Source organism: Streptomyces sp. ICN903 (assembly GCF_022015835.1).
Classification (GTDB): domain Bacteria; phylum Actinomycetota; class Actinomycetes; order Streptomycetales; family Streptomycetaceae; genus Streptomyces; species Streptomyces fenghuangensis.
On record NZ_JAKMAY010000100.1, the window covers coordinates 1 to 18039 of the forward strand.

The 18039-nt window shown below is 74.2% G+C and carries 18 protein-coding genes; 8 read left to right on the forward strand and 10 right to left on the reverse strand.

Annotated features, from left to right (window positions below; translation table 11 throughout):
* Together L7D48_RS12890 and L7D48_RS12895 are read right to left on the reverse strand one after the other, a co-directional pair.
* Nucleotides 1-1565 (reverse strand): nickel-dependent hydrogenase large subunit (locus L7D48_RS12890; protein WP_237879561.1); only part of this gene is annotated, 1565 nt, incomplete at its 3' end.
* 64 nt (nt 1566-1629) lie between these two features.
* Nucleotides 1630-2682: a hydrogenase expression protein HypE gene (locus L7D48_RS12895; protein WP_237879562.1), complete on the reverse strand. Its 1053-nt coding sequence runs from the start codon at nt 2680-2682 to the stop codon at nt 1630-1632.
* Between the two features lie 293 nt (nt 2683-2975).
* Between L7D48_RS12895 and hypA the strand changes: the two genes are divergently transcribed.
* From hypA to L7D48_RS12930, 7 genes are all read left to right on the forward strand, one after another.
* Nucleotides 2976-3383 carry a hydrogenase maturation nickel metallochaperone HypA gene (gene hypA / locus L7D48_RS12900; RefSeq protein WP_237879563.1) on the forward strand — a complete coding sequence of 136 codons (408 nt, stop codon included), beginning with the start codon at nt 2976-2978 and terminating at the stop codon, nt 3381-3383.
* Nucleotides 3383-4222: a hydrogenase nickel incorporation protein HypB gene (gene hypB / locus L7D48_RS12905; RefSeq protein ID WP_237879564.1), complete on the forward strand. Its 840-nt coding sequence runs from the start codon at nt 3383-3385 to the stop codon at nt 4220-4222. Before hypA ends, hypB begins: the two co-directional genes overlap by 1 nt.
* Nucleotides 4223-4253: 31 nt before the next feature.
* Entirely contained in the window at nt 4254-6665 is a 2412-nt protein-coding gene (hypF, locus tag L7D48_RS12910) for a carbamoyltransferase HypF (protein ID WP_237879565.1), read from the forward strand.
* A 62-nt stretch (nt 6666-6727) separates the two neighbouring features.
* Nucleotides 6728-7084 (forward strand): HypC/HybG/HupF family hydrogenase formation chaperone, encoded by a 357-nt coding sequence (locus tag L7D48_RS12915; protein WP_237879566.1) that lies wholly within the window; start codon nt 6728-6730, stop codon nt 7082-7084.
* Nucleotides 7081-8217, forward strand: coding sequence for a hydrogenase formation protein HypD (gene hypD, locus L7D48_RS12920; protein WP_237879567.1), 1137 nt, complete (start codon nt 7081-7083; stop codon nt 8215-8217). Before L7D48_RS12915 ends, hypD begins: the two co-directional genes overlap by 4 nt.
* A gap of 118 nt (nt 8218-8335) precedes the next feature.
* On the forward strand, nt 8336-9325 hold the full coding sequence (gene hypE, locus L7D48_RS12925; RefSeq protein ID WP_237879577.1) for a hydrogenase expression/formation protein HypE: 990 nt from the start codon (nt 8336-8338) through the stop codon (nt 9323-9325).
* Between the two features lie 127 nt (nt 9326-9452).
* On the forward strand, nt 9453-9890 hold the full coding sequence (locus tag L7D48_RS12930; RefSeq protein WP_237879568.1) for an SRPBCC family protein: 438 nt from the start codon (nt 9453-9455) through the stop codon (nt 9888-9890).
* A 58-nt stretch (nt 9891-9948) separates the two neighbouring features.
* Here L7D48_RS12930 and L7D48_RS12935 read toward each other — a convergent pair whose 3' ends face one another.
* Entirely contained in the window at nt 9949-10707 is a 759-nt protein-coding gene (locus tag L7D48_RS12935; protein ID WP_237879569.1) for a DeoR/GlpR family DNA-binding transcription regulator, read from the reverse strand.
* 74 nt (nt 10708-10781) lie between these two features.
* Between L7D48_RS12935 and L7D48_RS12940 the strand changes: the two genes are divergently transcribed.
* Nucleotides 10782-12020, forward strand: a complete 1239-nt coding sequence (locus L7D48_RS12940; protein WP_237879570.1) for an MFS transporter — start codon at nt 10782-10784, stop codon at nt 12018-12020.
* A 147-nt stretch (nt 12021-12167) separates the two neighbouring features.
* Here the strand turns inward: L7D48_RS12940 and L7D48_RS12945 are convergent, their stop codons facing one another.
* From L7D48_RS12945 to L7D48_RS12975, 7 genes are all read right to left on the reverse strand, one after another.
* A complete protein-coding gene (locus L7D48_RS12945) occupies nt 12168-12512 on the reverse strand; it encodes a DUF3140 domain-containing protein (RefSeq protein WP_237879571.1) in 345 nt (114 codons plus the stop codon).
* On the reverse strand, nt 12505-12741 hold the full coding sequence (locus L7D48_RS12950) for a DUF2945 domain-containing protein (protein WP_237879572.1): 237 nt from the start codon (nt 12739-12741) through the stop codon (nt 12505-12507). Before L7D48_RS12950 ends, L7D48_RS12945 begins: the two co-directional genes overlap by 8 nt.
* Nucleotides 12742-12870: 129 nt before the next feature.
* Nucleotides 12871-14811 (reverse strand): ABC transporter ATP-binding protein, encoded by a 1941-nt coding sequence (locus L7D48_RS12955; RefSeq protein WP_374492111.1) that lies wholly within the window; start codon nt 14809-14811, stop codon nt 12871-12873.
* Nucleotides 14812-14816: 5 nt separating this feature from the next.
* Nucleotides 14817-15233 carry a lasso peptide biosynthesis B2 protein gene (locus L7D48_RS12960; RefSeq protein ID WP_237879573.1) on the reverse strand — a complete coding sequence of 139 codons (417 nt, stop codon included), beginning with the start codon at nt 15231-15233 and terminating at the stop codon, nt 14817-14819.
* Between the two features lie 31 nt (nt 15234-15264).
* On the reverse strand, nt 15265-15522 hold the full coding sequence (locus L7D48_RS12965; protein ID WP_237879574.1) for a lasso peptide biosynthesis PqqD family chaperone: 258 nt from the start codon (nt 15520-15522) through the stop codon (nt 15265-15267).
* Between the two features lie 48 nt (nt 15523-15570).
* A complete protein-coding gene (locus L7D48_RS12970) occupies nt 15571-17421 on the reverse strand; it encodes a lasso peptide isopeptide bond-forming cyclase (protein WP_237879575.1) in 1851 nt (616 codons plus the stop codon).
* Between the two features lie 143 nt (nt 17422-17564).
* On the reverse strand, nt 17565-17675 hold the full coding sequence (locus L7D48_RS12975) for a keywimysin-related RiPP (protein ID WP_237879576.1): 111 nt from the start codon (nt 17673-17675) through the stop codon (nt 17565-17567).
* Nucleotides 17676-18039 lie beyond the last annotated feature (364 nt).

Here is an 18039-nt window from a genome sequence, read left to right on the forward strand (position 1 = left end):
TTCCAGGGGGTCGGGGGGTAGGGGTGGTAGTTGGCGATCTTCTTGTCGCGGATCACCAGGTGGTGGGAGAGGACGCCGCGCACGGCCTCGTGGAAGCCCACGCCGATGCCCTCCTCGGGGACGTCGAAGTCCTGGAAGACCTTGGTGCGCCCGGCCCGCACCTCCTCCATCGCCTTGTCGACGAAGTGCAGGGCCATCGCGGCGGCGTAGGCGACGAAGTACATCCGCGCCCGGTTGCGCTCGATGGTGTTGGGGAAGGGCGGCGGGGTCCACTCCAGCCGCATCTCCGGCATGGCCGGGGTCTTCGGCAGGTCGATCTCGACGCTGCGCCCGGTGGAGCGGACGTACGGGGTGCGCACCTTCCCGGCCAGGGCGGTGGCCCACAGCCGGGCGATCGGGCCGCCGCCGGTGTCCAGGGCGAGGAAGTCGTTCGTCCGCCTGTCGTACCAGCGGGGGCTCATCACCCAGCTGTACTTGCCGCCGTCCAGGTCGCGCTTCTGGGGGGCGGGCAGGGTGGTCTGGTTCCACGGGTGGCGGGGATCGACCGGGTTGCCGAGCGGGTCCTTGTCGACGTAGGTCTCCTCGCCGATCCAGTCCTCGTAGTAGGAGCTGCCCAGCAGGATCCGCATGCCCAGGTTGATGTCGACCAGGTCGGTGGTGACCAGTTCGCCGTCCACGACGATGCCGGGGGTGACGAACATGGCGTTGCCCCACTCGTTCATCGTCCGGTAGTCGTAGTCGACCACGTCCGGGTCCTGGAAGGCGCCCCAGCAGCCCAGCAGCGTGCGGCGGCGGCCGACCTCCTCGTAGCCGGGCAGGGCCTCGTAGAAGAAGTCGAAGACGTCGTCGTTCATGGCGACGGCCCGCTTGACGAAGTCCATGCAGCGCATCAGCCGCACCAGGTAGTCGGTGAAGACCTGTGGGGTGGCCACGGTGCCGACGCCGCCGGGGTAGAGCGTGGAGGGGTGGACGTGCCGGCCCTCCATCAGGCAGCACATCTCGCGGGTGAGGCGGCTCATGGTGAGGGCTTCCTTGTAGGTGGCGCCCTCGAAGGGGTTGTAGGAGCGCATGATGTCGGCGATCGTGCGGTGGCCGTGCACGTCGCCGCGCGGGGCCGCGGTCCGCTCGGCGCGCTCCAGGACGGACGGGTTGGTCTCCTTGACCATGCGTTCGCAGTAGTCGACGAAGACCATGTTGTCCTGGAAGATCGTGTGGTCGAACATGTACTCGGCGGCCTCGCCGAGGTTGACGATCCACTCGCCCAGGGGCGGGGTCTTCACTCCGTACGCCATGTTCTGCGCGTAGATCGAGCACACCGCGTGGTTGTCGCCGCAGATGCCGCAGATGCGGCTGGTGATGAAGTGCGCGTCGCGGGGGTCCTTGCCCTTCATGAAGACGCTGTAGCCGCGGAAGATCGAGGACGTGCTCCGGCACTCGACGACCTCCCGGTTGGGGAAGTCGATCTTGGTGTAGATGCCCAGGTTGCCGATGATCCTGGTGATGGGGTCGAACGCCACCTCGGTGAGGGTGCGCTGCTCGACCGGGACGGTCTGGCTGGTCGTCACGGAGCGGTCCTTTCGAGCCTCTCGGGCGTTCTCGGCGTCCTCGGCGCCGGCGTGCGGTTCGTCGTCACCGGCCCGACCACCGGGGGTCGTAGCCGGAGGTCAGCTCGGCGCGGTTGTGGCGCCACCTGGGCTCCTTGTTCACCGTGCGGTTGGTGACGGCGCGCAGGGAGCGCACCAGCGGCCCGTAGGTCCGGCTCAGCAGCCCGGAGGAGACGCTGCCCCCGGGGGGCTCGTCCATGAAGGGCATGAACTTGTCGGGGAAGCCCGGCATGGTGCAGGCGATGCAGATGCCGCCGACGTTGGGGCAGCCGCCGATGCCGTCCATCCAGCCGCGCTTGGGGACGTTGCAGTTCACCACCGGGCCCCAGCAGCCGATCTTCACCTGGCACTTGGGGGAGTTGTAGTCCAGCGCGAAGTCGCCCTGCTCGTAGTAGGCCGCCCGGTCGCAGCCCTCGTGGACGGTCTTGCCGAACAGCCAGGTCGGCCGCAGCTGGTCGTCCAGCGGGATCGGCGGCGCGAGCCCTGCCGCCTGGTGCAGGACCCACAGCAGGGTCTCCATGAAGTTGTCCGGCTGCACCGGGCAGCCGGGCACGTTGACGATCGGCAGCCCGCCCGCGGAGCGGAAGTCCCAGCCCAGGTAGTCGGCCAGTCCCATGCAGCCGGTCGGGTTGCCCGCCATGGCGTGGATGCCGCCGTAGGTGGCGCAGGTGCCGATGGCCACCACCGCGTACGCCTTGTGCGCCAGGCGGTCGATCCACTGGTTGAGGGTGATCGGCTCACCGGTGTCGGGGTCGTTGCCCATCGACGTCCAGTAGCCGTCCCCGTTGATGTTCTCGTTGGGGATGGAACCCTCGACCACCAGGACGAACGGTCCCAGTTCGTCCTCGGCGGCCCGGTGGAAGGCGCGGGTGAAGTCCTCGCCGGTCTCGTAGGCCAGCACCTTGTTGTGCAGGTGGACCTTGGGGATGCCGGGAATCGCCCCGAGGACGACGTCCTCCAGGCTCGGCAGTGTCGCGGCGGTGACCGAGACCGTGTCGCCGTCGCAGCTCATGCCCTCGGAGGTCCACAGGATGTGGACCTCGTCGACGCCGCCGGGGGCCAGCGTGTCGGTGCTCATGGAGCCTTCCTTCCCTGCGGGTGGCGGGGACCGGGGTCCGGGCCCGGGGCGAGCGGCGAGCCGTGTGCCCCGGGCCGCCGACCGCTTCACGGATCGTGACATTTCCAGCAAACCCCCACAACTCAAACGTGCCGCGACGGGAAGCGCCTCCTTCCGGACGCGCCCGCGCGTCCGGGGTGGGGACCGCCGTGGACGGATACCGCCGCGGCGCCTGGGCTGTACGGGGGAACTCGCCCGGAACCCGGACCGGCGGCCCCCGGGGAAGCCGGAGCGGATGGCTAGCGTGACCCCCCATGCACGAGCTGTCGATCGCCGCCGCCGTGGTGGAGAGCGCGCAGGACACCGCCCGCCGCCACGGCGCCTCCTCGGTGGAGGCGGTGCGCCTGCGCGTGGGCGAACTGTCCGGCGTGGTCGCCGACGCGCTGCGGTTCTCCTTCGAGGTCGTCACCGAGGGCACGGAGCTGGCCGGCGCCGAACTCGTCATCGAGGACGTCCCCGCCCGCGCCCGCTGCACGGCCTGCGCGCTGGAGTTCGCCCCCGGAGTCCCGCTGCGGCTGTGGTGCCCGGAGTGCGGGGAGGGCGCGACGGAAGTGGTCGCCGGACGGGAACTGGAGATCGTCGACGTCACGCTCCCGCCGGCCGGCGCGTCCTGCGACGGCGGCTCGGCCCCACAGGGGGAACGACAGGGAGGAATCGTCTGATGTGCCGGGTCGTGGACGTGCGGCAGGCCGTACTGGCCAGTAACGACACACTGGCGGCCGGACTGCGCCGCGAGCTGGACGGCCGGGGGATCACGGCCGTCAACCTGCTGTCCAGCCCGGGCAGCGGCAAGACCGCCCTGCTGGAGCTCCTCCTGGCCCGCGCCGCCGGACGCGGCGTGCCGGCGGCGGCACTGACCGCCGACCTGGCCACCGAGAACGACGCACGGCGGCTGGCCAGGTCCGGCGCGCCGGTCAAGCAGGTCCTCACCGGCGGGCTGTGCCACCTGGAGGCCGCCCAGATGCGCGGCCATCTGGAGGGCTGGCCGCCCGAGGGCACCCGGGCGCTCCTCGTGGAGAACGTGGGGAACCTGGTCTGCCCCGCCGCCTACGACCTGGGCGAGAGGCTGCGGGTGGTGCTGATGTCGGTCACCGAGGGCGAGGACAAGCCGGTGAAGTACCCCACCGCCTTCGGTCTGGCGAACCTGGTCGTGCTGAGCAAGACCGACCTCGGCGAGGCCGCCGGATTCGACGGCGACACCTTCGCCGAGAGCGTGGAGCGGGTCAACCCCGGGGTCGAGGTGCTGCACACCTCCGCCCGCACCGGACAGGGCGTCGACGCGCTCCTGGACAGGGTGCTGGCCGTGTGCGAGGGCGCCCGCCCCCACCGGCCCCCGCTCGCCGGACGGCACCTGCGCGAACACCGCCACGAGCACGGTCATGAGCAGGGCCGCGAGGACGTCCACGAGCACCCGCGGGAGCACCCCCGCGACCACGAGCACCCGCACGCGCACCCCGGCGGGCCGGGCGCGCTGCCCGGCGCCGGCCTGTCCGCACGGTAGCGGCGGGCAGGGACGGGCGGAGAGGAGCGCCATGACGGCCACCGTCGAGGGCCGGCCGGGGCCGGACGCCGGGGCGGACCGCGTACGGCGGCGTCTGACCGTGCGCGGCACCGTGCAGGGAGTGGGCTTCCGTCCCTTCGTCCACGCACTGGCCTCGCGGCTGGGACTGTCGGGCCACGCGCTGAACAACGCCGGCGGGGTGGTCGCGGAGGTCGAGGGCGCGCCCGCGGCGGTGGAGGCGTTCTGCCGGGGGCTGGCGGAGCAGGCGCCGCCCCTGGCGGTCGTCTCCTCGGTGGCGGTCGAGGAGATCCCGCCACTGGAGGCCGGACCGGATACGGGCCCGGACGGCGCGGGGTTCGTCATCCGCCCCTCCGAGCGGGGCGGGGGCCGCACCCTGATCCCGCCCGACACCGCCACCTGCGACGACTGCCTGCGGGAGCTGGCGGACCCGGCCGACCGCCGCCACCGGCACCCGTTCGTCACCTGCACCCACTGCGGCCCGCGGTTCACCATCGCCACCGCGCTGCCCTACGACCGCGCGGCCACGACCATGGCCGCCTTCCCCCTGTGCCCGGACTGCGCACGGGAGTACGCCGACCCCGCCGACCGCCGCTTCCACGCCCAGCCGGTCGCCTGCCACGACTGCGGCCCCCGGCTGAGGCTCACCCGTGCCCGCGGCGCGGTCGCGGGCACGGGCGCGGCCACGGGCGAGGAGGCGCTGGCCGGGGCCCGCCGGCTGCTGGCCGAGGGCGCGGTCGTGGCGGTCAAGGGCATCGGCGGCTACCACCTGGCCTGCGACGCGACGAATCCCGCCGCCGTCACCGCCCTGCGCGAGCGCAAGGCCCGGGGCGCCAGGCCCTTCGCGGTGATGTGCCGCGACGCGCGGGCCGCCGCCCGGCTCGGCCGCGTCGGCCCCGCCGAACACCGGGCGCTGACCGGGCGGCCGCGCCCCATCGTGCTGCTGCGCCGCCACCGGCCCGGCGAACGGGGGGACGGCCCGCTGGCGGACGGAGTCTGCCCGGGCAGCCCGGACGTGGGGGTGTTGCTGCCCTACACCCCGCTGCACCGGCTGCTGTTCGGTCTGCCCGGCGACCCGCCCGGCCCCGAGGTGCTGGTGATGACCAGCGGCAACCGGTCGGGCGAGCCCATCGTGACCGACGACCGCGAGGCCCTGACCCGGCTTGCGGGACTGGCCGACGCCTGGCTGTGGCACGACAGGCCCATCGCGGCGCCCTGCGACGACTCGGTGGTGCGTGTGCGCGCGGACGGGAGCGAGGTCGTCCTGCGCCGCTCGCGCGGCCATGTTCCCGCCCCCATCGCACTTCCCGTGCCGGTGGAGCCCTCCCTGGCCGCCGGCGCGGACCTGAAGAACGCGATCTGCCTCGCCGAGGGGCGCTCCGCCTGGTTCTCGCCCCACATCGGGGACCTGGACGACCTGTCCGCCCTGCGCGCGCTGGACGGCGCGCGGGAACGCCTGCGCGTGCTGACCGGCGTCGAGCCCCGGCTGCTGGCCGCCGACCGCCACCCCGGCTACCGCTCGACACGGTGGGCCCGCGACCGCGCCGGAGGCAGGCCCCTGCGCCGGGTGCAGCACCACCACGCGCACATCGCCTCGGCCATGGCCGAGAACGGGCTGGACGGCGGCGTCCCGGTCATCGGCGTCGCCTTCGACGGCACCGGCTACGGCGACGACGGGGCCGTGTGGGGCGGAGAGGTGCTGCTCGCCGGCTACGGCGGCTACCGGCGACTGGCGCACCTGGCGTACGTACCCCTGCCCGGCGGCGACGCCGGGGTGGGCAACCCCTGCCGCATGGCGCTGTCCCATCTGCGCTCCGCCAGGATCCCCTGGGATCCGGACCTGCCGTGCGCCGCCGCCTGCACGCCGGAGGAACGGAGCCTCCTGGAAAGGCAGTTGGAGCGCTCGCTGGCCTGTGTGCCCACCTCCAGCATGGGGCGGCTGTTCGACGCGGTCTCCTCGCTGGCCGGGGTGTGCCACCGGGCCGGGTACGAGGGGCAGGCCGCCGTCGAACTGGAGGCCGCCGCCGCGGCGGCGTGGCAGGAGGACGGGCCCGGGTACGCCTTCGCCCTGCGCCGGCCGGCCCCGGACGGCACGGGCGCGATGGTGCTCGACCCCGCACCCGTACTGCGCGAGGCCGTCAGCGACCTGCGCTCCGGCGCCCCCACCCCGGTCGTCGCCGCGCGGTTCCACCGGGCCGTGGCCGGGGCGGTGGAGGAGATCTGCCGGTGGGCGCGCCGGGACACCGAGGCGGCCACCGTCGCCCTGTCCGGCGGGGTGTTCGCCAACGCGCTGCTGGACGAGGAGTGCGAACGGCGGCTGCGCACCGCCGGCTTCACGGTGCTGCGCCACCACCGCGTGCCGCCCGGCGACGGAGGCCTCGCCCTCGGCCAGCTGCTCGTGGCGGCGCGCGCCGGGGCTCCCTGACGGGCCCCGGCGAAACCTCACGACCCATCAGTGAACTCACCGGCGACGGACGGAGAACGCACATGTGCCTGGCGGTGCCCGGCAGGGTGACCGGAATCGAGGAACGGGACGGCACGCGCATGGCGCGCGTCGACTTCGGCGGAGTGGTCAAGGACGTGTGCCTGGCCTACCTGCCCGACGTGGAGGCCGGCGAGTACGTGATCGTCCACGTCGGCTTCGCGCTGCAGCGGCTGGACGAGGAGTCGGCCAGGGCGTCGCTGGAGCTGTTCGAACAACTGGGCCTGCTGGACGAGGAGTTCGGCGACGCATGGGAACGGGCGGCAGCCGAGGCCGGGCAGGACCGGCCCAAGGCCGCCCCGGCGGAGACGGCCGGCCCGCGCACGGAGCGGCCGGCCGCGGCGAAGGAGGTCACCAGGTGAAGTACATCGAGGAGTTCAACGACCCGGAGCTGGCGAAGCGGCTGCTGGAGGACATCCACGCCACCGCCACCCGCCCCTGGACCATGATGGAGGTCTGCGGAGGCCAGACCCACTCGATCATCCGGCACGGCATCGACCAGCTGCTGCCCGGGCACATCGAGCTCATCCACGGCCCCGGCTGCCCGGTGTGCGTCACCCCCCTGGAGATGATCGACAAGGCGCTGGAGATCGCCTCCCGTCCCGGGGTCGTCTTCTGCTCCTTCGGCGACATGCTCCGCGTCCCCGGCACCGACCGCGACCTGTTCCGGATCAAGAGCGCCGGCGGGGACGTACGGGTGGTGTACTCACCGCTGGACGCGCTGGAGATCGCGCAGCGCAACCCCGACCGCGAGGTGGTCTTCTTCGGCGTCGGATTCGAGACCACCGCGCCGGCCAACGCGATGACCGTCCACGAGGCGCGGCGGCGCGGCATCCGCAACTACAGCATGCTGATCTCGCACGTGCGCGTGCCGCCCGCCATCGAGGCGATCATGCGGGCACCGCACTGCCGGGTCCAGGCGTTCCTGGCCGCCGGCCACGTGTGCAGCGTGATGGGGACGGCCGAGTACCCGGCGCTGGCCGACCGCTTCGGCGTGCCCATCGTGGTCACCGGTTTCGAACCGCTGGACATCCTCGAAGGCGTGCGCCGCACCGTCCGCCAGCTCGAGAGCGGCGAGCACCGGGTGGAGAACGCCTACCCCCGGGCGGTGCGGGAGGAGGGCAACCCCGCCGCGCGGCGGATGCTGGAGGAGGTCTTCGAGGTCACCGACCGCGCCTGGCGGGGCATCGGGATGATCCCGGCCAGCGGCTGGCGGCTGTCGAAGGCGTTCCGCGAGTACGACGCCGAGCACCGCTTCGAGGTCGGCGGCATCACGACGCGCGAGTCCGGGGTCTGCCGCAGCGGCGAGGTGCTCCAGGGGCTGATCAAACCCAACGAGTGCGAGGCCTTCGGCACCACCTGCACCCCCCGCAACCCGCTGGGCGCCACCATGGTCTCCAGCGAGGGCGCCTGCGCCGCCTACCACCTCTACCGGCGCCTGGGCGGCCCGGCGCGCGGCACCGAGCCGGTGAGGGAGGCGACCTCCGTTGGCTGACACCACCAGCGGCAGCGGCACCACCGGCACCACCGGCACCACCGGCACGACCGCCGAACCCGTGGACCCCGCCGAGTGGACCTGCCCGGCCCCGCTGCGCGACCATCCGGTGGTCGTCATGGGTCACGGCGGCGGCGGGGCCCTCTCCGCCGAACTGGTGGAGCACCTCTTCGTCCCCGCCTACGGCAACGAGACGCTGGCCGGGCTCGCCGACTCGGCCGCGCTGTCGCTGGGCGGCGCGCGCCTGGCGTTCTCCACCGACTCCTACGTGGTGCGCCCGCTGTTCTTCCCCGGTGGCTGCATCGGCGACCTGGCCGTCAACGGCACCGTCAACGACCTGGCCATGAGCGGCGCGCGGGCCGCGTACCTGTCGTGCGCCTTCATCATCGAGGAGGGCACCGAGCTGTCGGTGGTCCGGCGGGTCGCCCAGGCGGTCGGCACGGCCGCCGCGGCGGCCGGCGTCACCGTCGCCACCGGCGACACCAAGGTGGTCGACGCCGGGCACGGCGACGGGATCTTCGTCAACACCGCCGGCATCGGACTGATCCCCGAAGGCGTCGACATCCGCCCGCAGCGGGCCGAACCCGGCGATGTGGTGATCGTCAGTGGGCCGATCGGGATGCACGGGGTGGCCATCATGAGCGTCCGCGAGGGGCTGGAGTTCGGGGTGGAGGTGTCCAGCGACACCGCGCCCCTGGGCGGCCTGGTGCAGGCGATGCTCGCGGCCGCCCCGGACCTCCACGCGCTGCGCGACCCCACCCGCGGCGGGCTGGGCACGGCGCTGAACGAGATCGCGGCGGCGTCCGGCGCCGGCGTCGTGCTGAACGAGCGGGACCTGCCCGTTCCGGAGGCCGTGTCGGCCGCCTGCGGTTTCCTGGGGCTGGACCCGCTGTACGTGGCCAACGAGGGCCGTCTGGTGGCCTTCGTCCCGCGCGGGCGGGCCGACGCCGTACTCGCCGCGATGCGGGCGCACCCCCAGGGCGCCGGGGCCGCGGTCGTCGGGGAGTGCGTGGCGGACCACCCGGGCATGGTCGTGGCCCGCACCGGATTCGGCGGCACCCGTGTGGTGGACCTGCCGCTGGGCGAGCAGCTGCCCCGCATCTGCTGAGCCGGCGCCCCCTCCCGGCCGGCACACCGGCCGTGACGGGGCCGGTGCCCCGGCCGGCGGACGTCACCCGGGGCGGTGCTCGGCGGGTCGACCGGGTGTGCGGGCGCGCGGTGTCTACCGTCGCGGTATGCCCCTCATCCGGATCGAGCGCCGCACCCGCCTTCCGGCCGAAGAGGCGTGGCGCCGGCTGACCACCTGGGAGAACCACGCCCGCCACGTCCCGTTCACCGCGATCACGGTCACCACCGCGCCGCCCACCGGCGTCGGCACGCGCTTCACGGCGCGTACGGGCACCGGGCGCGCCGGGTTCGACGACCCCATGGAGGTCGTGCACTGGGAGCCGCCCACCGCAGACCGTCCCGGCCGCTGCCGTGTGGAGAAGCGGGGGAGGGTCGTGCTCGGCTGGGCCGAGGCGGAGGTGGTTCCCATCGGCGGGGGATCAGTGGCCGTCTGGCGCGAGGAGGTGCGGGTGCGGGGACTGCCGCGTCTGCTGGACCCGCCGACGGCCTGGGCGGCCCGGCTGCTGTTCGGCAGGGTGGTCACGGGATTGCTGAAGGCCCCGTAGCCGTCCCCCCCGCCCCGTCCCGGTCGGTCGGCGGGCGGGCCCACCGGGGCGAGGCGGTTCACACCTTCCGTACGGCCACGCCGGCCGCGGCCAGCGCGCCCGTCTCCTCCCCGGGGGCGCCCTCCTCCGTCACCACCGCGTCGAGAGCCGAGGCCGGCGCGACGAAGGCGAGGGCGGTGCGGGAGAACTTGGCCGCGTCGGCGACCGCGACCACCCGGCGGGCCGAGGCGATCGCGGCGCGTTTGACGGCGGCGTCGGCCAGGTCGTACGCGGTCAGCCCGTCCGCCGCGTTCAGTCCGCAGCAGCCGATGACGGCGGTGTCGAAGCGCAGCGCGGCCAGGGACGCCTCGGCCAGCGGTCCGGTCAGCGCCAGCTCGCCCGGGCGCGGCTCCCCGCCGGGCAGCAGCAGCTTCAGCCGGGGGGCGCCGGTGAGGGCGTTGGCGGCGTGCAGGGACAGCGGCATGACGGTCAGCCTGCGGTCGGCCAGGGCGCGGGCCACCTCCAGGCAGGTCGTACCGCTGTCGAGGACGACCGACTCGCCGTCGGCGATCAGGGAGGCCGCCTCGGCGCCGATCCGCCGCTTGGCGTCCGGCCTCTCCAGCTCCCGCAGCCCGAACGGGGGCTCCTCGCCGCGCAGCAGCAGGCTGCTGGCCCCGCCGCGGTAGCGCTCCAGGACCCCCTGGTCGGCCAGGACCTCCAGATCGCGCCGGATGGTCATCTCCGAGGCGCCGGTGAGCCCGGCCAGCTCCGCCACGCTCAACTGCCCGGCCTCACGCACGGCCTCGGTGATCAGTCTCAGTCGTTCCGCGCTCGCCACGCCATGAATTGAACATGAAGCTTGTGTGTAATTCAATCTATCGAACAGCGATCTCGTTTGTTAAGTTCTGGAACATGGAGAGAAAGCTGCGGCTCGCACGGCTGGCCACCTTCGCCTACTTCGGCCTCAACGGCTTCCTGATGGGCATGTGGGTCGTCCACATCCCGGTGGTGGAGGACCGCGCGGGGATCAGCCACGCCGTCCTGGGCTGGCTGCTGCTCCTGCTCGGCGGCGGAGCCTTCGCGGGCATGCGGCTGACCGGCCCGCTGGCCGACCGTTTCGGCGCCCGCGCGGTGGTGCCGGTGAGCGCGGTGCTGTGCAGCGCGTCCCTGGTGCTGCCCGGCCTGGCCGAAGGGGCCTGGACACTGGGCGCGGCCCTGCTGGTGTTCGGCTTCGGCAACGGCTGTCTGGACGTCGCCATGAACACCCACGCCGTCCAGGTGGAGCGCGGCTACCGGCGTCCCGTCATGTCCGCCTTCCACGCGGTGTTCTCCGTCGGAGGGGTGCTCGCGGCCCTGGTCGGAGCCCGCACCCTCAGCTGGGACTGGAGCGCCGCCGCGACCCTCGCCGGGATGGGTGCGGCCGGGCTCCTGTTCGCCGTCCTGGCCGCTCCCGCGCTGCTGCGCCCCGAGCCCGCGGGGCCGGGAGGCCCGGCCGCGGAGGAGCGGAAGGCGGCCGCCGGGGCGCGGCGCGGAACGCCCGCACGGATCTGGGCGCTGGCCGCCCTCGCGCTGATGCTGATGCTCGCGGAGGGCGTCGCCAACGACTGGAGCGTGCTCGCCCTGCAGGACGTCCTGGGCGCGCCCGCCGCCACGGCGGCCCTCGCCTACGGGGCCTTCGCCACCGCCATGACCGTCGGACGCCTGCTCACCGACCGGGTGGCCGCGCGGTTCGGTCCGGTCGCGATCGTCCGCTACGGCGCTCTCCTGGCCGCGCTCGGCCTGTCGGCGGTGGTGGTCTCACCCTGGATTCCCCTGGCCCTGGCAGGCTGGACGGTCTTCGGCCTGGGGCTGTCCGGCTGCGTTCCCCAGCTCTTCAGCGCCGCGGGCCACGCCGACCCGGACGCCGCCGGGGCCAACGTCTCACGGGTGGCGGGGCTCGGTTACCTCGGAATGCTCGCCGGACCTGCCGTGATCGGACCGCTCACCCATCTCGTACCGCTGAACGTCGCCTTCCTGCTGCCCGTGGCCCTGTGCGCCGTGGCGGCCGGGGCCGCCGGGATCCTGCGGGCCGAGCCCCGGGCCGCCACCGGGGTGGGGAAGCCCGCCGGAGGGCGGGCGGAGGTATCCGAGGCCGCCAAGGCGGCCGACTGACGAGCCGGTGCGTGCGCCGCCGGGCCCGCGGCGCCCGGAAGCCACCGGGCGATCCGGCCGGCTCCCGGGAGGGGATCGCCGTGCACCGGCAACCCGCGTCCTCCCGCACGCCTGCGAGGTGAGGGGCGATACGGCGGCCGGGCGGCGTCAGCCGTCCTTGAGAGGGTCGTGTCCCCAGTTCATCAGGGAGTGCCGCCAGGTGGTGTCGGTGACGTCGCCCGACGGCCGCTGGGCCAGGTGCCGCCTGATGTAGCCGTTGACCTTGCGCATGTGGGCCACGTCCTCGTCGCTGAGATCTGACTTCGGCGTCCGCAGCAGCTCGACGATGCGGCGGCCGGAGGCGTGGCCGGTGCTCTCCCCGCCGCCCGGATGCTGCCCGGCGGCCTTGGACTCCTCCCGTTCCAGCCAGTCCTGGAGCTGCTTGGGTGTGAGGTTGACCAGCTTCCCGAACTCGGAGACGGTCCCGTCGCGGTCCTCGCGGTGCTCAGCCATCCCCGGACTCCTTCTCGCGGAGGGCGTCGGGGCGGTGGACCGCCCGGCCGCCGGACTTCTCGCTGCGGACCTGGTACTGGGGATCGTCGGGGGACGCGTCCACGGTGCGCCCGCCGGCCTCGGTACGGGAGGTGATCTCCTTCTCGACCCTGCCGACGGCCTCGCTCCCGTGGCTCTTCCAGGAGACCTCGTCTCCCTTGCGGAACTTCCTGTCCTTCTTCTTCGTCATCTTCCCCTCCCGCGGGGAGTGGACGGATGAAAAGCCCCGTTCATCCTCATCGTATCGGTATGACCGTGTCCCACCACCGCGAAGCCGCGGGCGGCGGTGAGGGCCGGCGGCTCCGCCGCGGGGCCGTGCTCAGCGCGGCCGCCCGCGCCGGCGGCTTCCCGTCCCCGCCCGTCCGGTGCCGTTCCGCCCGCGCTCCCCGGGAAGCGGGCCGGGCGGCCGAGTGGCCGCCAGCTCGCGGTAGAGGGCGTCGCGGGCCAGCAGTTCGTCATGGGTGCCCACCGCCCTGACCCTTCCCTCCTCCATGACCACGATCCGGTCGGCCGCGGTCACGGTGGACAGCCGGTGGGCCACCACCAGCACGGTCGTGCTCCGGGCGGCGTCGGCGACGGTGTCCCGCAGAGCGGCCTCGTTGGCCGCGTCGAGCTGGGAGGTGGCCTCGTCCAGGAGGAGGAGCCTGGGGGAGCGCAGCAGGGCGCGAGCGACGGCGATGCGCTGCCGTTCGCCTCCCGAGAGCCGGTCGCCCCGATGGCCGACGGGGGTGTCCAGCCCCTGCGGCAGCCGGGCCACCAGGGACTCCAGCCGGGTGCGGCGCAGCACGTCGTCCAGGTCCCGTCCACCGGTCGGCGGGACGCCGAACAGCAGGTTGTCGCGGAGGGTGCCGGACAGGACGGGGCAGTCCTGCTCGACGTATCCGATGGCGGCCCGCAGGTCGGCCAGCGGCCAGTCCCGCACATCCCGGCCGTCGAGCAGAACGCACCCGGAGTCCGGCTCGTGGAAGCGCTCGACCAGGGAGAAGACGGTGGTCTTGCCCGCGCCCGAGGGTCCGACGAGGGCCGTCACCCCCCGCGCCGGGACGGTGAAGCTTACCCCGCGGTGCACGGGCGGCAGACCGGCCCGGTAGGAGAAGCGGACTGTGTCGAAGACCAGCGAGGCCGGCCCCGGACGATCCGTTCCGGCGAGCGCGGGCGCGGGCGCGGGGGACGGGGCGGATCCGGCGCCGGCGTGCTCGGCGGGCAGCGACTCCGCCTCCAGCACGCGCAGGGCCGCGGCCGAACCCGCCTGGAACCGGCCCACGACGTCGACGAGCTGGTGCACGCGCGGCCCCAGTGAGAAGAGGTAGAGCAGGAAGGCCACGAGCGTGGAGACGTCCGCGGCCCCCGAGGCCACCCGTGCGCCACCCACCCCCAGCACCGCCAGGAACGCCACCTGCACGGCCACGCCTCCGGCCGTCGCGGAGACGGCCTCCCAGCCTGCGGCGCGGACGCCGGCCCGGCGGGCGCCGTCGGCCGCCTCGTGTAGACGGGCGGTCTCCATCGGCTCCGCGCCGGCCGCCTTGACGGTGCGGAAGGCGCCCAGCGCGCGTTCGAGGGCGGAGCCCATGACGCCGACCGCCTCCTGCGCCTGCCGGACCGCCCGGCCGATCCTCGGCGCGACCGCCGCCACCGCGCCGGCGACGAGCGCGAGCGCGCCGAGGGTGACGCCCAGCAGCACCGCGTCCAGCAGGCCCATCAGGACGACGGTCGCCAGGAGGGTCAGTGAGCCGACCACCGCCGAGGCCACCGACTGGACGGCGGTCTGCCGCAGGACGGTGGTGTCGGAGGTGGCGCGGGCGATCAGATCACCGGGCTCGGCGTGCTCCACCGCCGGTACCCGCAGCCGCAGCAGGTGCGCGGTGAGAGACCGCCGGACGGTGTGGACCACGGCCTCCCCGGTCCGCTCCAGGACGTACTGCCCGGCGGCGGCCAGAAGCGCGCCCGCCAGTACCAGCACGCCGAGCAGCAGTACCCAGCCGGCCGCCGCGCGCCCGTCGCCCAGCTCGTCCACCAGCCGTTTGGCCGCCAGCGGCTGGGCCAGGGAGAGCAGGCCGCCGAGCAGGCCGAGCAGCGTGCCCGCGAGGATGCCGTTCCGGTGCGGGCGGAGCCGTCCGGTGAGCGCGCGGCGGCCGGAGGGGCCCTTGCCGGGGTGGCCGGTGAGCCACCGGGACCGGGCTGTGCCGGGGCCCTCGTCCCCCTCCGGTCCTCCGCCGCGTACGGTGCCCGCCGCGGACGGGCGCGCGACCCGCGAGGTCAACGGCCTCACCCCACGGTGAAGAAGCGCTGGAAATACCCGGCCGGGCAGCCCTCGCCCACGAGAACCCCCTCGGCCTCCACCCAGGCGTGCGCCGCGAAGGGCGGGCTGGTGCGCACTCCCACGCACCACACGGGCCATCGGCCGCGCATACGGCACAGCAGTACGGTGGCCAGCGAGCGCGGCAGGCAGCCGCGCTGCCCGCCGCAGGCCAGGCTCACCGCGACCACCGTCTCCCGGGCCTTCGCCGCCTCCGCCTCGGTCGCCGGACGGGCGCCGCGCCGCAGCAGGGTGAGGACGGTTCGTATGCGGCCCGGCGGCAGCACGGCCAGCAGATGGGCGCACCCCACGGCGAAACGCGCGGCCAGACGGTGTGCCGGGGGTACGGAGCGGGGATCGTACGGAACCGCTTCGGGGGTCGACACCTTCTCCTCCTCTCCTCCTCCTCCGGGCCGCTCAGTCCGCGACGAGTCGCGCGTCGCGCAGCTGGCCGAGAATGCGGGCCACGTCCTCCTCGGCCTCCTCCAGGGCCACGTCGTACTCGCCGGTGAGAGCCGTCGCCGCCTGCCGGGCGGAGCGGCCCTCCAGCAGGGCCCGCAGCACGGAGGCCGCGGTGGGGTTGAGGGTCCAGTACTCGCCGCTCCGCTGGTCGAGCAGCGCCGTCCCGTACTCGGTGTCGGTCATCAGCACACCGGAGCGCAGGGTGAGTGCCATGGTGGCCTTCCTTCCGTTCGGTCCGCCGCAGGCGGTCGGGATGGTGGGTCAGGGGGCCGTCCGCGAGGGGACGGCGGCGTTCTCGCGGGAGCGCAGCCACACCTCGCAGGCGACGGTCGGCTGCAGCAATTCGCTGCCCAGCTCCGCCGACACCGGGCGTTCGCACCACCGGCGCAGTGCGGAGGCGTCGATCAGGCCCAGCCGTTCCAGACGGGAGTCCTCGAACAGGGCCAGCAGCCGTTCGCGGTGGCGGCGCAGGCCGAGTTCCGCCTCCATCCCGGCATTGGCCTTGGTGGCCCGTGTACGGCTCTCCTCGGGCACGATGCCGCGCATGGCCTCCACGATCAGCGGCTTGTAGCGGAAGGGGGTGATCCGCTCCTGTGGGCGTACGGCCAGGCAGGTCTCGACGACCCGGTCGTCGTAGTAGGGCGCCTCGCAGGCGATCCCCAGCGGCGCGGCCATCTGGTCGACGTGCCGGGCGAAACGCGAGGTGAGGTCCATGGTGGCCAGTTCCCGGTGGGGCCCGTGGCCCTGCCCCGGAACCAGCGGCTCCACGGTGGCGGCTTCGGCCAGGACGCGCTCACGCACCGCGTGGGCGGCCTCGGGCGTCGTCCACGGCGGCAGCCGGGGCGGAACGCACCACTCCAGCAGCGGCTCCCGCTCCCGCGACTGCGGCCGCAGCAGGTCCTCCCCGACCCCCTTCAGCCAGGAGGAGTAGTCCCGCCGGTCGAGGAGCTGGCGCAGCACCTCCCGCCGGGACCACCCGTACTTGGCGGTGAAGCCCCGCAGGCTCCGCAGAGCGGTCCGCGGATGCGTGCGGACCATCGTGTGCAGGTGCGCGGCGCAGCCCATCAGAAGCTCGTCGCCGCCCATGCCGGTCAAATGCAGGGTGGAGCCCCGCTGCGCGGCCAGCTCCAGAAGGCTCATGCGGCGCCGGTGGTCGACGGCCATCAGGCAGGGGGCGTCGAGGCGGTCGTCGAAGGTGTCCAGACCGTCGTAGGTCAGGGGTATCCGCTCGGCCGGGACCAGATGGTGCTCCACGTTCCCCAGGGCCGCCACCGTACGGCGGGCCCAGTGCGCGTCGTCGCCGAGCGGGTCGTGGGTCTGCGCGGTGTAGGCGACCACCCGGGCCGTTCCGCGGGCGGCCGCGCAGCACACCGCGGTCGAGTCCAGGCCGCCGAGGTCCGCCGTCACCAGGGAGCGGCCCCGGGTGCGTACGCCGACGGCGGCGGTCAGCGCCTCCGCCAGCGCCTCGGCGCTTCTCGCCAGGGGCACGGAGGGCTCCGGCGCGCTCCACCGGCGGAACCGCCGCGTGCCCCCTTCCGGGGGGAGGCACAGCCAGTGGTCGCCGGGCAGGCGCTCCACCCCGTCCCACACGGGCTGCCCCGACAGGGGGTGCAGCAGACCCAGGGTCAGCAGGTGGAGGGCCAGGCGCCGTTCGTCCAGACTCCTGCCCGCGAGCTCCGCCACCACGTCCGCGCGGTCGCCCGCCACCGTCACCGGACCGGCGCCGGCGTGGAAGACGCGCCGGACCCCCACCACCGGGCCCTGCACCCGTACTTGGCCGCCGGCGCTCGCGACGAGGTGGAAGCCACCGGGCCACGCCGCGGCGAACCGGTCGAGCGAGGCCAGGCAGCCGCGTGCCGCCGCGGCGGCACGCGCGGCCTCCTCGGCGGTGACCAGATGCTCGCCGAGCACCGCCACCCGCGCGTCGCCGCAGTCCCCCAGTGTCAGCGCCTCCTGCGCCCAGCGGCCCAGGATCCAGGGGCGGCCGGAGGGGTGAGACACCTCCCGGGAGGCGTGCGCGCGGGCCCGTGCGCCGATCCCGGCGGCCGCTTCGGTGTCGGGGAGGACGACGAACCACGCGGACGCGGGGGGTGGGGAGAAGGAGCCGCCCATGGACGTACACACCTTTCGGTCACGGGACCTGAAGACGGGCGAGCCGGGTGGCAGCCGCTGCCACCCGGCCGTCCGGCCGGCGGGGAGGGCCGGCCGGTGCTCCGCACCCGTGCCGGGTGCGGAGCCGTTGGGCGGGAGCCGTGTCAGAGCAGGTTCTTGCCGCCCAGCAGGTCCGGAGCGGCCCTGCCGGCGAGCCCGGTCGTCCTGCGGAAGCCGCCGGCCCTGGCGAGGGTGGGACGCACGTAAGCGCGCATGATCGTTTCCTTTCGGTTGTGGTGTGGTGTGGTGCGGTGCGCACGCGGGTGTTCCGCGCGGGCTTCGAGACCGGCCGGAGCGGGAGGCGCCGGCGTCCCGGAAGGACGGCGGCCTGTCCGCCCGCCCGTGCGCGGCCGGCCGTTGTGAATCCCTCGAAGCCGAACACCACGCTAGAAATGCGAGGACACCACCACAACAGCGCACAGATGCCAATGGCGGGCGCGTAGGAAATTTCCTATGTGTACTTGCGTGAAGGGTTGTGAGCGGTTCTGTGGGATGGGCCCGTGGGCGGTTCGAGCGGTCCCGGCTTCCCGGAGCGAACCCCCGGTCGGCCGGGCGGGGCGGTGCCGAAGAGGCCGGGGC